General features: G+C 65.7%; 17 protein-coding genes and 1 tRNA gene. 3 read left to right on the forward strand and 15 right to left on the reverse strand.

The features are described 5' to 3' along the window. The 6 genes from F790_RS0111845 to F790_RS0111870 all read right to left on the reverse strand — a co-directional run. Positions 1-464, reverse strand: a 464-nt coding sequence (locus F790_RS0111845) for a transposase (protein WP_038036820.1), incomplete at its 3' end; no start/stop codon positions are given. Continuing rightward, the gene (locus F790_RS14545; protein ID WP_019591788.1) at positions 416-979 is read right to left on the reverse strand and encodes a hypothetical protein; all 564 of its coding nucleotides are present in this window, start codon (positions 977-979) and stop codon (positions 416-418) included. The genes F790_RS14545 and F790_RS0111845, both read right to left, overlap by 49 nt. A gap of 141 nt (positions 980-1,120) precedes the next feature. Then, on the reverse strand, positions 1,121-1,771 hold the full coding sequence (locus tag F790_RS0111855; RefSeq protein WP_019591789.1) for an SOS response-associated peptidase: 651 nt from the start codon (positions 1,769-1,771) through the stop codon (positions 1,121-1,123). Between the two features lie 161 nt (positions 1,772-1,932). Next, positions 1,933-2,901 carry a hypothetical protein gene (locus tag F790_RS0111860; RefSeq protein ID WP_019591790.1) on the reverse strand — a complete coding sequence of 323 codons (969 nt, stop codon included), beginning with the start codon at positions 2,899-2,901 and terminating at the stop codon, positions 1,933-1,935. Beyond that, complete coding sequence (locus F790_RS0111865) at positions 2,891-4,123, reverse strand: site-specific integrase (protein ID WP_026332948.1); 1,233 nt, start codon at positions 4,121-4,123, stop codon at positions 2,891-2,893. The genes F790_RS0111860 and F790_RS0111865 overlap by 11 nt, the downstream gene beginning before the upstream one ends. Next, on the reverse strand, positions 4,116-4,355 hold the full coding sequence (locus F790_RS0111870; RefSeq protein WP_018936046.1) for a hypothetical protein: 240 nt from the start codon (positions 4,353-4,355) through the stop codon (positions 4,116-4,118). The genes F790_RS0111865 and F790_RS0111870 overlap by 8 nt, the downstream gene beginning before the upstream one ends. 120 nt (positions 4,356-4,475) lie before the next feature. Here F790_RS0111870 and F790_RS0111875 point away from each other — a divergent pair, with 120 nt between their 5' ends. Further along, complete coding sequence (locus tag F790_RS0111875) at positions 4,476-4,724, forward strand: helix-turn-helix transcriptional regulator (RefSeq protein ID WP_018936047.1); 249 nt, start codon at positions 4,476-4,478, stop codon at positions 4,722-4,724. Between the two features lie 202 nt (positions 4,725-4,926). On the opposite strand, the gene F790_RS0111880 is transcribed toward F790_RS0111875, so the two are convergent. Beyond that, positions 4,927-5,003: transfer RNA gene (locus F790_RS0111880), tRNA-Arg, on the reverse strand. A 64-nt stretch (positions 5,004-5,067) separates the two neighbouring features. Next, a complete protein-coding gene (locus tag F790_RS0111885; RefSeq protein ID WP_019591792.1) occupies positions 5,068-5,781 on the reverse strand; it encodes an MBL fold metallo-hydrolase in 714 nt (237 codons plus the stop codon). Positions 5,782-5,891: 110 nt separating this feature from the next. On the opposite strand from F790_RS0111885, the gene F790_RS0111890 reads away from it, so the two are divergent. Beyond that, positions 5,892-6,503: a methyltransferase domain-containing protein gene (locus F790_RS0111890; RefSeq protein ID WP_019591793.1), complete on the forward strand. Its 612-nt coding sequence runs from the start codon at positions 5,892-5,894 to the stop codon at positions 6,501-6,503. A gap of 30 nt (positions 6,504-6,533) precedes the next feature. Next, positions 6,534-7,349 (forward strand): TIGR01458 family HAD-type hydrolase, encoded by an 816-nt coding sequence (locus F790_RS0111895; RefSeq protein ID WP_019591794.1) that lies wholly within the window; start codon positions 6,534-6,536, stop codon positions 7,347-7,349. A gap of 111 nt (positions 7,350-7,460) precedes the next feature. Here F790_RS0111895 and iscR read toward each other — a convergent pair whose 3' ends face one another. The 7 genes from iscR to accD form a co-directional block, all read right to left on the reverse strand. Further along, positions 7,461-7,940, reverse strand: coding sequence for a Fe-S cluster assembly transcriptional regulator IscR (gene iscR / locus F790_RS0111905; protein ID WP_018936055.1), 480 nt, complete (start codon positions 7,938-7,940; stop codon positions 7,461-7,463). 248 nt (positions 7,941-8,188) lie between these two features. Continuing rightward, complete coding sequence (locus tag F790_RS0111910) at positions 8,189-8,758, reverse strand: L,D-transpeptidase (RefSeq protein ID WP_019570844.1); 570 nt, start codon at positions 8,756-8,758, stop codon at positions 8,189-8,191. A gap of 11 nt (positions 8,759-8,769) precedes the next feature. Next, complete coding sequence (gene purF / locus F790_RS0111915) at positions 8,770-10,281, reverse strand: amidophosphoribosyltransferase (RefSeq protein WP_019570845.1); 1,512 nt, start codon at positions 10,279-10,281, stop codon at positions 8,770-8,772. Between the two features lie 87 nt (positions 10,282-10,368). Next, positions 10,369-10,959 (reverse strand): CvpA family protein, encoded by a 591-nt coding sequence (locus F790_RS0111920; protein WP_019591797.1) that lies wholly within the window; start codon positions 10,957-10,959, stop codon positions 10,369-10,371. Positions 10,960-11,013: 54 nt separating this feature from the next. After that, on the reverse strand, positions 11,014-11,670 hold the full coding sequence (locus F790_RS0111925; RefSeq protein ID WP_019570846.1) for an SPOR domain-containing protein: 657 nt from the start codon (positions 11,668-11,670) through the stop codon (positions 11,014-11,016). Continuing rightward, positions 11,646-13,004 (reverse strand): folylpolyglutamate synthase/dihydrofolate synthase family protein, encoded by a 1,359-nt coding sequence (locus tag F790_RS0111930; protein ID WP_019591798.1) that lies wholly within the window; start codon positions 13,002-13,004, stop codon positions 11,646-11,648. The genes F790_RS0111925 and F790_RS0111930 overlap by 25 nt, the downstream gene beginning before the upstream one ends. A 4-nt stretch (positions 13,005-13,008) precedes the next feature. Continuing rightward, a complete protein-coding gene (gene accD / locus F790_RS0111935; RefSeq protein ID WP_019591799.1) occupies positions 13,009-13,974 on the reverse strand; it encodes an acetyl-CoA carboxylase, carboxyltransferase subunit beta in 966 nt (321 codons plus the stop codon). Between the last annotated feature and the right edge of the window lie 19 nt (positions 13,975-13,993).

A 13,993-nucleotide genomic window follows, 5' to 3' on the forward strand; every position in this document is an offset into this window, starting at 1 on the left:
TCGGCGTGCTCGGTCAGCCACTGCTGCTTGAGACGGCCCAGCGTCGAGGCCGACAGCCCCTGGGCCTGGTCGCCCAGCAGCGCGCTCAGCGCCTCCTGGAAGTCGCCCGAGGACACCCCCTTGAGATAGAGCCAGGGCAGCAGCTCCTCGACCGAGCGCGCCCGGCGCAGATACGGCGGCAGCAGGCTCGACGTGAAGTGCCGGCCGCCGCCGGACCGATCCCGGGTCTTCGGCACCTGCACCGGCACATCGCCGATGCCGGTCTGGACCCGGCGCTCCGGCTGATAGCCATTGCGCACCACTGCCCGGCGCCCGTCCGGCAAGCGGTCCTCCGCGTAGCGCTCCATGAACGTCTGCAACTCGGCCTCCACCGCTTGCTTGATCAGATCCCGCGCCCCGCGGCGCAGCAGATCGGTCAACGGGTCCGCTGGTCCGTTCGGGATGTCTGTCGTATCGTGAGCCATGGTGGCGTATCTCCTTTGGCTGGCTGGTTGCTAGCACTTCCATTCCAGCCGGATACGCCGCCTTCCTCAATCCCCCCGTACACCACTTTCGACAGTAACTCCGAGCGCCGATCCAGATACGCATCGAGCGACTCGAAGAGATCCGCGTGGAGGTGCATCAAGGCGAGGAAACCGAGCACCCGGGTCTCAACCCGGCCGAGTTCCAGACGCTCGCCCAACTGATCGAGGTTGCTACCCAGCGGCTCGGGGAAGGCAGACTGAACACCCTGATTCAGGAGGTCCTGAATTCTGCGTTCCGTCTCGGCGATTCCCTCTCCCTGTGCATCCGGACCGTACTCCAACCCTTCACCCTCAAGCCCGCAGGCGGTCATCAGGGAAGGCGTGACCTCGGACCAGCGCAGGCGTGTATGGAGCTGAAGGTCGTGCAGGATGCGCAAACACCACAAACGGACGAGCCGTTCCTGCTGCGTAAGGTCGTCCAACGGGTTGGGAGTAATGGGGGCGACTGCGACCACGACTGTCTCCTGTGCGAGTGCGATTCGATGATCCACCCATCAAGCGACAGTTTTTGACGCCAAGCTGAAAAACCCATTGCACAGCATGCGGCCAACGATCCGCTCGCGGAGACAGGGAGCGGATAAGAAAGGCGACGGCTGTCAGGCGATCGCTTCGATCAGCGTCGGGTCATCTTCGGCCGGCCGATTCACCCGAGTGGACACCGGGTGATACCGAAGCGCCTCAGGGGTCAGGCGCTGCGTCCGCGCCCGGATGGCTGCCCGTTCGGTGAGTGCCGGGTCCAGCCAGTCCCAGCGGCAGGCCGCATCCAGCACCAGGGGCTTGCGGTCGTGGATGTGCACCAGACGGTCCGATGCGGGTTCGGTGATGATGGCGCAGCAGGCGCCGCCGTCGGCGGTGGGTTCCCAGATCCCCGCCATCATCAGCACGTCCTGCGGCGCGTCTTCAGCCAGAGTGATGTAATACGGCTGCTTGCCCTGCTCCGTCCGCCGCCACTCGTACCAGCCGTCGGCCAGCACGATGCAGCGGCGATGCGCGAACGCCGCGCGGAAATACGGGCTGGTGGCCACATTCTCGGCTCGCGCGTTGATGGGCCGCGGGCCTTCCTCGACGCGTTGGGGACGAAAGCCCCAGAACATCGGCTGGAACGCGGCCCGTCCATCGTCGCCCGCCCGGAACCCTTCCAGCTCCGTCCCCGGCGCGACGTTGTACCGCGGTGCGTCGAAACCCGTATCAACCGGTACCTGGAAATAGCGCATGGCCAGCTCGCTGGTCGCGCTGTAACGCGTCATTCGTCCACACATGGGGCCAGCATGCCACGAGAGCTGGGCGAGCCGTAGGAATCGCCCTCGCATCGCCCTCCGCCGGGATGCTCATGCGAAGCCGCATCTCCGAAGTTTTCGATTGCCCAAAAGAAAAGGCGGGGACCTGCCCCCACCTTTTCCGCTCAACGTCATGCACGCCCCAGCCGGCCGGGTGGCCGCTCCGGATCGCTCGGCGACAACCACACAGGACGCCCGCCGCAGAGTCGATGCCAGTATCCGTTGCGGCGCGCCCGAAGCGCCCTCTCCGCAACATCGGCGTGGGCGCTACACTGATCAAGGCCCCGCACCAGAGCCGCCATGGGCGCGCCGTAGTCGTCACCACTGCGATAGGCATCAATCACCCGCCACAGCGCGTCATGGGCGTCCCGATCCCGGTGCCGCAGTGTGGCCATCGGCTCCTGCAGATAGTAGTCAATCAGCCGCTCGTGGCGCTTTTCCGGAATACGGTGCGCATCCGGAGTGACGCATTTGCCGACATCATGGAACAGCGCGAGAAGGACGCCGGCTTCCCGGGAATAAAGGTCCAGACTCATGTTGTCCGTGGCGGCCATCACCCCCTCGGCCACCTCCAGGCTATGGGCCAGCAAACCACCCGGCTCCCGGTGATGACAGTCCCCGGAGGCCCGGCCCGTCACGAAACTCAGGGTGAACGCCGGATCACCGAAGACGGTGCACAGGAAGTCTCGGTAGGCCTCGACCCTCAAGCCTTCCGCGAGCCGTACGAGTCGACCGAGATCTTCGGGGCAAGGCGCTCGATGAACGGGCAGCAGTTCCAGCGCATCCCGTTCACACGGCCGGGTGCCGTACAGGGGATGCGCCACCAGCACCCGTTCCCCACGCGGATTAACGGCTGTGTGCAGGGAAACATCCCGATGCTGCCCGTTCACCAACCCGTGCCCGTCCCAGTCGCGGCGCAGGCCGTACGCCCGCGCGCTCCCCGTCGTGTCATACAGCTGGAAGCGGAAAACCGGTTCGCCCGAAGATGCGACCCCCTCGTTCTCCACTTCCACGCGCGCCGACAACTCAACGGGCTCCGGACACGCCATGTCTTCGAAGTCCCGCATCCGCAGAACCTGTTCCACCGTTTCAGCCTTCATCCCGGACCTCCTTGCCCTCGTTGTCGGTCTCTCCGTGGAAACGCGCGCGCAACAGACGGTCCATCGCCGAACCGTCCTGACGCGTCAGGTTGGGCACGTATCGCGAATAGACCCGAAAGAGCATTTCCGTGTTGGTATGGCCCAGCTGCCGCGCGATCCACTCGGGGTTCTCCCCGGCCGCCAGCCACAATGTGGCGGCGGTGTGCCGGCACTGGTAGGGCTGACGTAACGCCAGCCCCAGATGGCGGAGCAGCGGATACCAGACCCGTTCGGCCACGTTCTTGGTATCCAGTGGCTGCCCGTTCGCCGTGTGGAAGACGTAGTCGCTGCGACCGGTCGCCTCACGCTGTGCCCGCAGGGCATCGGCGACCACTGAGGACATCATGACGTCCCGCTGCGAGCCATCGGTCTTCGTGTACTCCGTCCTCCCCCGGTTGTAGGTTTCGCGCACCAGGATGAGGCCGTTGTCGAAATCCACGTGGCGCCACTTGAGGCCGTGCACTTCCCCGGTACGCAGCCCGGTGAAGAAGCGGACCACGAAGTAGTTCCGGTAATCGGGCCGCACGTGCTCGAGGATCCGCTGGACCTCATCCCAGCTGAACGGCTGAATCTCCCGCTTGGGCTGCTTCAGCCTTTTCAGGTTCTGCAGCGGGAACGTAAACTGGAAACGGTCAGCGGCCTCGGCGAGCACCATCGACAGCACCCCAAGGGTGTGGTTGATGGTCTTGGGCGAGAGCGTAGCGTTGCCCTTCCGGCCGGGGACTTTGGCAAGTGTCGACCGGAATGCAAGAACGTCCGCCTTGCTGATGTCGCTGACCTTCCAGTCACCGAACTGGGGGATCAGGTGTCGTCTGAGAGCGCTTCGATTGCTCTCGAGCGTCTTGAAGCGCCAGAGCACCTCGTTCTCCTGGAGCCACTGCTCCGCGAAATCGCGGAACAGTGGAACATCCGACTCGGGCTCGCTTGCCTCCGCCTCGGCTTCGGCTTCAGGGGCCCGTTCCAGGGCCTCGAACTCCTTAAGCCGACGGCTCTGCGGAAAATACTCGCGGTAGGCGAAGGTGCCGAGGGTCATCTCGGCATCCATCTTCTTCGCCACCTTCTCCATCTTCCGCCGGTTGGCCGAGGTGTTCGGCAACGAGCTGTATTCCCTGCACCGTCGTCCCTTGTAGAAAAAGTCGAAATAGAGCTTACCCGTCTCTTTACGTTCACGGACCTTAACCATGGCAGGCACCCCCTCCCGCCATCGGGATCGTCAGGTCGTCGTCTTCGGCCGCCATGCCGGTCATATCCCTTTCGATGGTCTCCCAGATGTACAGGATCTTCCGGCCGCCGAACGGCCGGATGTAGTGGATCCCTTCAATGAGCACGCTGTCTTTCAGACTGTCCCGGATCGTGCGGGGGGTGTACTGGATCCGTTCGGCCAGTCCTTCAGTGGTCAGGTAGGTGTACCCCATGTATCCTTCCTCCGTATCAATGAAACATTCAAGTTTCGTGTGTAGCCTGTGCGCTTCACACAACTCCGACTCTACACAAAAAATGTAGCCTGTCAACTACGTTTGATGCCTGGGGTGTACATGGCGATCCGAATCCGGCTTAAAGAGCTCGTCGCGGAGAAGGAGTACCGGGAAGGGCGAGTCGTGACGATGAAGGAGATCTCCACGCAAACGGGGATCCATCGCGTCACGCTTTCAAAGATTGCGCATAACCGTGCGCAGAACGTCGGCACCGAGACGATCGACCGGCTGTGCAAGTTTTTCGGGTGCCGTATCGAGGAACTACTGGAATTCGTTGACGACGAGAATCGAGAAGGGGATACGGACTGAAGGAAGGCTGCGGAGCCGAGGCGGGAAAAGAGAAGTGACGGCGCCATGTGTCCCATGGACAGGCGGTCATTTTCAGGGGCGCACACCAGGGCGGAGACGGCGACTGTCCCACAGGTGTCCCAGAACTGTCCCACAGCCCTGGAAGGCCCCAAATGAAAAAGGGACCAGCGACTGTAAGTCACTGATCCCTTTCTCGAAATAATGGCGCGCCCGGGAGGATTCGAACCTCCGACCGCCTGGTTCGTAGCCAGGTACTCTATCCAGCTGAGCTACGGGCGCGTCGACTGAAACGCGAATTATGGGGATCCGGACCGAGTGATGCAAGCCCCCCGGCCGAATCCTTTCAGCGCTTGCGCGGCACGGGGTGATACGGCTGGCTGCGAACGCGGTCGTGTTCGTGCATGCGGTAGTGCACGAAGTCGTCCACCGCCTCGAAGTGCATGAAGGGGTTGCCCTCTTCTTCCTCGGCCAGAGTGGATTCGGACTTTTCCGCGTAGTTGTGGCCGGGATGGATGCAGGTGTGCTCCGGCAGGCCCTCGCGCAGGCCCTTCAGGGTGTGGAACATCTGCTCGGGGTCGCCGCCGTGCAGATCGCAACGGCCGCAGCCGAACACGAACAGGGTATCCCCGGTGATGAGGTCGTCGCCGGCCGGCATGTGGAAGCAGGTCGAGCCCGGGGTATGACCGGGGGTGTGCAGCAGGCGGATCTCGGTGTCGCCGAGCATGAAGCGGTCGCCACCGTGGTGCAGCTGCGGCTGTTCCAGGTCGCGGCCCCAGAACTCCGCCTCGGGCTTGAGCAGGTGCAGACGCGCCGAGGGGTTGTACTCGAGGATCGCCTCGATGCCATTGATGTGGTCGTGATGGCTGTGGGTCAGCAGGATGTCGCTGATCTCCACGTCCTGTTCCCGCGCCTGGCGCAGGATCGCGTCGGGGTCCCAGGCCGGATCCACCACGGCAGCGCGCCGGCTGCCGACATCTTCGATCAGGTAGACGAAGTTCTCCATGGGACCGAGTTCCTGGCGATGGATCCGATAGGGAAGCGCACTGGACTGGGGCATTGGCTGTCTCCGTGGTGATGTCCGTGGTAATGCTGTCGCGATTCCGGCCCGGAACGCGGGCCGGCTACCATGAGGAAGTAAACCTACATCCTGTGGAATCCCGAAACGTCATGCAAAGTTCCGCGCCCGAAGCCGAAAACCCCGAACAGCACTGGCAGGCCCGTTATGACGCGGGTTCGACCCGCTGGGACCGGGGCGAACCCAGCCCTTCTCTGGAGCGCTGGCTGGCGCTCACCGATCTCGCGCCCGGCGCCCATGTGCTGGTGCCGGGCTGCGGCTATGGCCACGAGGTGCCGGCGCTGGCCGAACGCGGCTTCCGGGTAACCGGCCTGGACGTGGCCCCCACCCCGGTTGAACACCTGCAGGCGGAGCTGGAACACCGGGGCCTGCAGGCACACGCGGCGGCCGTACAGGTCGACATGCTCGACTGGATGCCGGAGGCACCCGCGGACGCCATCTACGAACAGACCTCGCTGTGTGCCCTGCCGCCCGCGCAGTGGGAGGCGTACGCCGAGCGCCTGCGGCGCTGGCTGCGCCCGGGTGGCGAGCTGTTCGCCTGTTTCATGCAGACCGGGCGCGAAGGCGGGCCGCCCTATCATTGCGCCCTGCCCGACATGCAGGCACTGTTTCCCGAGGAGCACTGGATCTGGCGCGACGACGCCGGGGCCACGGAGCATTTCAACGGCAAGCATGAAATCCTGCGTCGGCTGATCCGGCGCTGATACGGGCCGCCCGACGGCCGGGAGGTGACCATGTTCCTGCAGCCACCCAGTGGCCTCGACCGCACCCGCGCGGTGCTTCTGGATCTCTCCGGTGTCCTGTATGTCGGGGACAAGGCGCTGCCCGGGGCGGCCGATGCCCTCCGGCGCCTGCACACCGCCGGCTACCCGGTGCGCTACGTCACCAATACCACGCGGCATTCCCGATCCCGCATCGTGCGGGAGATGGCCGCGCTGGGCTTCAGCATCCAGCCGGAGCACCTGGCCACCGCGCCCACGGCCATTCACGCCCGCCTGCAGGCCGAAGGGCGGCGGCCGCTCCTGCTGCTGAATCCGGATCTCGCGCCGGAGTTCGCGGACCTGCCGACGGAAGATCCCGACGTCGTGGTCATGGGCGACATGGGCGAGGCCTTCGACTATGCCCATCTCAACGGCGCGTTCCGGGTCCTGATGCACGGGGCACCCCTGTGGGCCATGGGACTAAACCGGTATTTCCGCGAAGGGGACGGTCTGTCGCTGGATCTGGGCCCGTTCGTGCGCGCGCTGGAATTCGCCGCCGACGTCACCGCGGAAAACTTCGGCAAGCCGGACCCGCGGCTGTTCCACGCCGCCGTCGCCGATCTGGGACTGCAACCGGAAGAGGTCCTGATGGTGGGGGATGACGTGACCGCCGATGTCGACGGGGCACTGGAGGCGGGCATGGCCGCCTGCCTGGTGCAGACGGGCAAGTACCAGCCCGGCGACGAGAACCTGTGCGGTCACCCCGGCGCGGGACTGGCGGGCGATCTGGCGGATGTCGTGGACGGCCTGCTGGATCCCGCCTGCCATCCCGAGCGGGAACGCCCCTGAATGAGGACCGCCCCGACGGACTTCCGGGGGGAGAAGACCGACGGGGCGGATAGGGTACCGGACCACGAACCCGGCACGACCCGCCAGAGCGGGCCGTACCGTTGATCGTGATCAGGCGGCGTCGTTACGGAAGATGAAGTGGTGCCGGGCGCCGCGACGCTCGTCCTGCTGCCGCGCCACCTTCTGCACTTCCGGACGGTTGGCGAACTGCGCCAGGGTGATGCCGTCGAGGAAATCGTACAGCTGCTGGCTCAGCTCGTCCCACAGCTCGTGGGTCAGGCAGCGATCGCCCTCCTGGCAGTCCTTGTGGCCCTTGCAGCGGGTCACGTCCACCGACTCATCCACCGCCGTGATGATGTTCGCGACGCTGATCTGGTCAGCACGCTTGGCCAGACGGTAACCACCGCCGGGACCGCGGACCCCTTCGACCAGACCCGCCTTGCGCAGCTTCGCAAACAGCTGCTCCAGATAGGACAGGGAGATCCCCTGGCACTGGGAAATGTCGGCGAGGGTCACCGGACCGATCCGGTCGTGAATCGCCAGGTCCATCATTGCTGTCACCGCATAGCGGCCCTTGGTCGAGAGTTTCATGTCTTTCGCCTCCGAAATCGTGGTCGGTATGTCGCCTTGTTCCTTTTCCCAATCCTTATGGCAACAGATTCCGTTCCTAGTTCCCGACAACCATGGTCAGGAATAATTCCGCTATCCTAACAAGCGCTTTGACAGATTTCACGCTTTTCTAACGGTTGTACGCATTAGGATATTCGGGAACGGTCAAAGTTCCAACAATCGCGGGGATTTTTTTCCCTGGCGGTATCGGGGCTATAGACCCGGACGGACTACGACCCCGCCCGGGCGTCGGGCAGGATCCGCACGGGCGTGCCGACCGGGAGACGGGGGAACAGCTCGATGACCTCGTCATTGCGCATGCGCACGCAACCATGCGAGGCCGGCTGGCCGATGCGACCCTCTTCGTCGGTACCATGGATGTAGATGTAACGCTGCAGCGAGTCGATGCCCTCGCCACGGTTCACACCATCTTCCAGACCTTCCAGCCACAGGATCCGCGAGGTGATGTTGTCACGCGGACTGCGTTCATCGGGGCCGGTGAGGATCTCGGCCGTCTGCCCGGTATTGCCCCGGGCGCGGAAGATGGTGCCCTTCGGGGCGCCCTCGCCGAAGCGCTCGGCGATGCGATGCAGACCCGGCGGGGTCTTGAGGCTCCCGTCCTCGTTACCCACGCCGTTCTCGGCGGTGGACACCTCGAAGATATCGGTCACCCGGCCGCCCTCCCACACGTAGAGGCGCTGCTGGTCCACGCGGACCACGACCACCGGCAGATCGGCGGAGGCCCGCGCCCGTTCACGGGCGTCGGCCACCACCGGTTCGATCCATTCGAGCGAGGGCAAGGTCACGTCGCCTACTTCTTGTTGGCCAGGTCGAGGACTTCGCCCGCGACCGGCGTGTTCTTCACGCCGTCGGCGCGGGCCGCGGCCAGCTGGTCCAGATAGCCATCCGGCAACTCGGTCACGTATTCGCCGGTGAATACCGAGCAGTCGAATTCGTCGATCGCGCGGTTACCGCGCCACACCGCTGCCTTCAGGTCTTCCAGGTCCTGGTAGATCAGCCGATCGGCCGCGATCGCCTCGCACACCTCGTCCTCATCGCGCCCGTGGGCGATCAGCTCGTGTGCAGCCGGCATGTCGATCCCGTAGACATTGGGATAGCGCACCGGCGGCGCGGCGGAGGCGAAATACACTTTCTTCGCCCCCGCCTCGCGCGCCATCAGCACGATCTCGCGCGACGTGGTCCCGCGCACGATGGAATCGTCCACCAGCATCACGTTCTTGCCCCGGAACTCCAGCGAGATGGCATTGAGCTTCTGCCGTACCGACTTCTGCCGCTTGGTCTGCCCCGGCATGATGAAAGTTCGGCCGATGTAGCGGTTCTTGATGAAGCCCTCGCGGTACTTGATATCCAGCTCGTGGGCCATCTCCAGCGCGACGGTGCGACCCGTGTCGGGGATGGGCACGATCACGTCGATATCGTGATCCGGCCACTCGCGGCGGATCTTCTCGCCCAGCGCGGTGCCCATGCGCATGCGCGCGCGATGGACGAACACGTTGTCGATCACCGAATCGGGCCGGGCAAAATACACATGCTCGAACATGCAGGGCGTCAGCCGCGTATTCTCCGCGCAGGCGCGCGTGTACACCTCCCCCTCGGGCGTAACGAACAGCGCCTCGCCGGGGGCCAGGTCACGCTCCAGCTCGAAGCCCAGCGACTCCAGCGCCGCGCTCTCGGAGGCCGCCATCCACTCCCGTCCCTCACCGTCTTCGGCCTCGCGCGAGCCGTAGACCAGCGGCCGGATCCCCTGCGGGTCGCGGAACGCCAGCATCCCGCGGCCGGCGATCATGGCCACCACGCCGTACGCCCCGCGCGCCCGCTGGTGCACCCGTTCCACCGCATCGAAGACAGAGTCCGGCGTCAGGCCGTTGTCGATGAACCGGAGCAGCTCCTGGGCGAAGACGTTGAGCAGGATTTCGGAGTCGGAATCCGTATTGATGTGGCGCCGATCGGTCGCGAACAGCTCGTGCTTGAGTTCCCCGGCATTGGTCAGGTTGCCGTTGTGCCCCAGCGTGATGCCGAACGGCGAATTCACGTAGAACGGCTGGGCCTCGGCCGAAGACGAGGAACCGGCGGTGGGATAACGCACATGGCCGATCCCCATGTTGCCGGTCAGCGTCTGCATGTGGTGATTGTTGAACACATCGCGCACCAGCCCGTTGTCCTTGCGCAGATGCAGCCGCCCGTCATCGTCGCAGGTCACGATGCCCGCGGCGTCCTGGCCACGGTGCTGCAGCACCAGCAGGGCATCATAAATGGGCTGATTGACCGGGGAACGGCCAACGATTCCGACAACTCCGCACATACTGACTCCAGGGGGTTCGGGATGGCCCTTGCGTGACCGGGCCGGATCGGTGATTCGTTTCGACGGGTAATGATTACGGATGACGTCCTATTGCGGCGCATCCGGCGGTTCGGCGTCCGGTTCGGCCCCGGACTCGAACGGGAACGAGGCCTCTCCGCCGGCGCCCGCGTCCGTCTCGCCGCCGGACAGCAGACCCTCCAGCTGTTCCTGCCAGTCTTCGGGGAGCAGTCCCAGCATCCAGTCGACCACGCGCTCGAAATGCGGGATGAGCATGCTGCGCTCCCACCAGCCCTCCTCCGGCATCAGGGTCAGCGAGGCGAGGAACACCAGCATGGCCACCAGCACCACACCGCGCAGAGCACCAAAGATGACGCCCAGGGAACGGTCGGTCCCGGTGAGCCCGGTTCCCTTCACCAGCTTGCCCGCCAGCACGCCCAGCAGGCCGCCCACGATCAGCACGGCGATGAACAGCACGGCGAAGCCGATCGCCAGACGGATGGTCTCGTCCGGGATCGCATCCGGCAGGACCACGGCCACGTCGGCGGCAAAGCGGATGCCCACCCATACGCCCACGATCCACGTCGCCAGCGAGAAGGTCTCGCGCACGAATCCGCGGAACAGGCTGATGACTCCTGATACGGCGATCAGGGCAATAATGACAAGGTCGATCCAGTTCACGGTGTCAGTCTATCGCAGGCTTGCTGGAACACGTACATCGATGCGTGGCGACCTTCAGGGGAAGGTCACCACGATCCCGGACAAATCCCGTTCTTCTTCCAGGTCCTCGCGCAGGCGGATCGCCGCTTCGCGATCGGCCCGAGGCCCGACCTTCACCCGGTACACGGTCTCGCCGTCCACCGTCACGTCCTCGACAAACGCCGCCAGTCCGGCATCCCGCAGGGCCCGTTCCTGTTCGCGCGCATTATCCCCGTCACGGTAACTGCCGACCTGGACCGCCCATCCACTGGTAACCTCCTGCGTCGGTTCCCCCTCGCGCCGCAGCGGTTCCGGACCCTGCGCCGCCTCGGTTTCGGGACTGGCCACAGAGTCGTCCGCGGCCATGTCATCTTCGTCATCTTCCGCGTCAAGGTCCGATGGCAGTCTCCGCGCCTCCGCAACGCGCGACGTATCCATGCCGGGCGTTTCCATCTCGTCCTCCGGTGCTTCATCGCGCATGCGCGTGTCACGTTCCGATGGCAACGGCACGTCCGGCTCGGCGAACTGCGGTGCCTCGGGGACCGGGTCTTCCGCATCCGTCATGTACTGGTAGCCCGCCCCGTCGAACAACCATGGCAGGAAAATCACCGCGAGCGCGATCAGGATCACCGCGCCGACCAGGCGATAACGCACAACCGGCTCGTCGCTCACGGTGACACCTCGGCCGTGCATACCCGCTCCACCGGGCGCGTCGCCGTGGCTGCCGCCTCGGCCAGGAACGCGGGCCCTTCGGTCGCGGCGGCAGCCACGGTGTGGAACGACCCGAACACCACCACGCGGCCCGACGCCCCGGCCAGCTCCCGCGCCCGATCCAGCCCCTGCGCCACGCTCGCCGCAGGGGCTTCAACCCGGCCGACACCGGCTGCAGCCAGCTCCGCGGCGATGTCAGCCGCCGGCAACGCGCGCGGAAGATCCAGGGACAGCGGCACCCAGTGGTCGACCACCTCGTCCAGGGCCGCCCACATCGCGGCACGCTCCTTGTCGGCCATCACCGCCACGGCGGCCACCACCGGACCCGATACCGGTCGCGCCCGCAGCCAGCGAGCCAGTTCCGCGACCGCATGCCCGTTATGGGCTACGTCGAGCAACCATTCGGGCTCGGACCCACCCGGCAGAACCCGCTGCAGCCGACCCGGCGCCTGGCTGCGCAACGCGGCCTCGACCACCGCGCCGTCCAGGCGGTATTCCAGCCCGAGACCCGCCACCACGGCCATGGCCGTGGCCAGGTTCACGCGTGCCGCACCATCCACGCTCGCGACCACCTCCGGCGCGAGTTCCAGCAGGGTCTCCGCGCCTTCGAAGCACCACCGCAGCGCATCCGCGCGCCCCACTGCAGGCTGCAGGTCGTAGTCCTCGCCCACCCGACGTACCGGCACGTCGAGCAGGCGAGCCCTGGCCTGCACGCTGTCCGGCGGATCCGGGTCGCCCAGCATCAACGGGCGAGCCTCGCGCAGGATCCCCGCCTTTTCGGCCCCGATCGCCTCGCGGGTGTCACCCAGCCATTTCTGATGATCCAGATCCACCGCGGTAATGACGGCAATGTCGGCGTCCCAGATATTGGTCGCGTCCAGCCGCCCGCCCAGGCCCACCTCCAGCACCTGCACGTCCACCGCGGCCTCGCGAAAAAGCCAGCCGGCGGCGAGCGCGGCGAATTCGAAATAGGTCAGCGAGTCCTCGCCCCGCGCCCGATCCACCGCGTCAAAGGCCCGGCACAGCGCATCGTCCTCGGCCTCGACGCCGTTGATGCGAATGCGCTCGTTGTAGCGAACCAGGTGGGGGGAGGTGAACAGACCGGTGCGCAGACCCATTGCCTGCAACAGGGCCGCGGTCCGCGTGGCCACGCTGCCCTTGCCGTTGGTCCCGGCCACCAGCACCGTACGCGGCGCATGCCGGCACAGCCCCAGGCGATCGGCGACCAGGGTCGCCCGCTCCAGGGTCAGATCCATGGCGACCGGATGCAGGGTCTCCTGCCAGCTCAGCCAGTCGTCGAGACGTTCGAAGCGCACGGCCTCAGTCGGCCGGCCGGCCGCGGCTTTCGTCCGCTCCCGCGGTGGCCGGCACGGCCGTGTCCACGGAACCGGAATGAGCTTCGCGGCTTCCGGGCTCGGGATCCTCGCCCGGGGCCGGCGCGTGCATCATCATGCCCAGGATGGACGCCATGCGGGTGCGCATCTCGCGACGGTCGACAATCATGTCGATAGCGCCGTGATCCAGCAGGAATTCCGAGCGCTGAAAGCCCTCCGGCAGAGTCTCGCGCACCGTCTGCTCGATCACCCGCGGGCCGGCAAAACCGATCAGCGCCTGAGGTTCCGCCGCGTTGACATCGCCCAGCATGGCCAGACTGGCCGAAACCCCGCCCATGGTGGGATCGGTCATCACCGAGACGAACGGGATGCGCTCCTCGCGCAGGCGCGCCAGTACCGCGCTGGTCTTGGCCATCTGCAGCAGCGAGAACAGCGCCTCCTGCATGCGCGCTCCGCCCGAAGCGCTGAAGCAGACCAGCGGAATCTGTTTCTCCAGCGCCCGATCCGCACCGCGCACGAAGCGCTCGCCGACCGCCGAGCCCATGGAGCCGCCCATGAAACGGAAATCGAAGGCCGAGGCCACCAGTGGCCGGCCCAGCAGCTGCCCTTCCATCACCACCAGGGCGTCGCGCTCACCGGTGGATTTCTGCGCGGCTGCGAGCCGGTCCTTATATTTCTTGGAATCGCGGAACTTGAGGACATCCGAGGATTCGATGTTTTCCGCAATCTCCTCGCGTCCCTGTTCGTCGAGGAAGGTCTCCAGACGCCGCCGCGCGTGCATGCGCCGGTGATGCCCGCACTTGGGGCAGACATCCAGATTGCGCTCCACCTCGGGACGGTAGAGCGTGGCATCACAACCTTCGCAACGCACCCACAGACCTTCCGGGACCCCGCGCTTGTTCGCGTTGTCGGTGCGGATGCGCGAGGGCATCAACTTTTCGAACCAGCTCATGCCGACTCCGTCACGGACG

Origin of the sequence: Thioalkalivibrio sp. ALE20, assembly GCF_000381405.1 — a bacterium.
Lineage (GTDB): Bacteria > Pseudomonadota > Gammaproteobacteria > Ectothiorhodospirales > Ectothiorhodospiraceae > Thioalkalivibrio.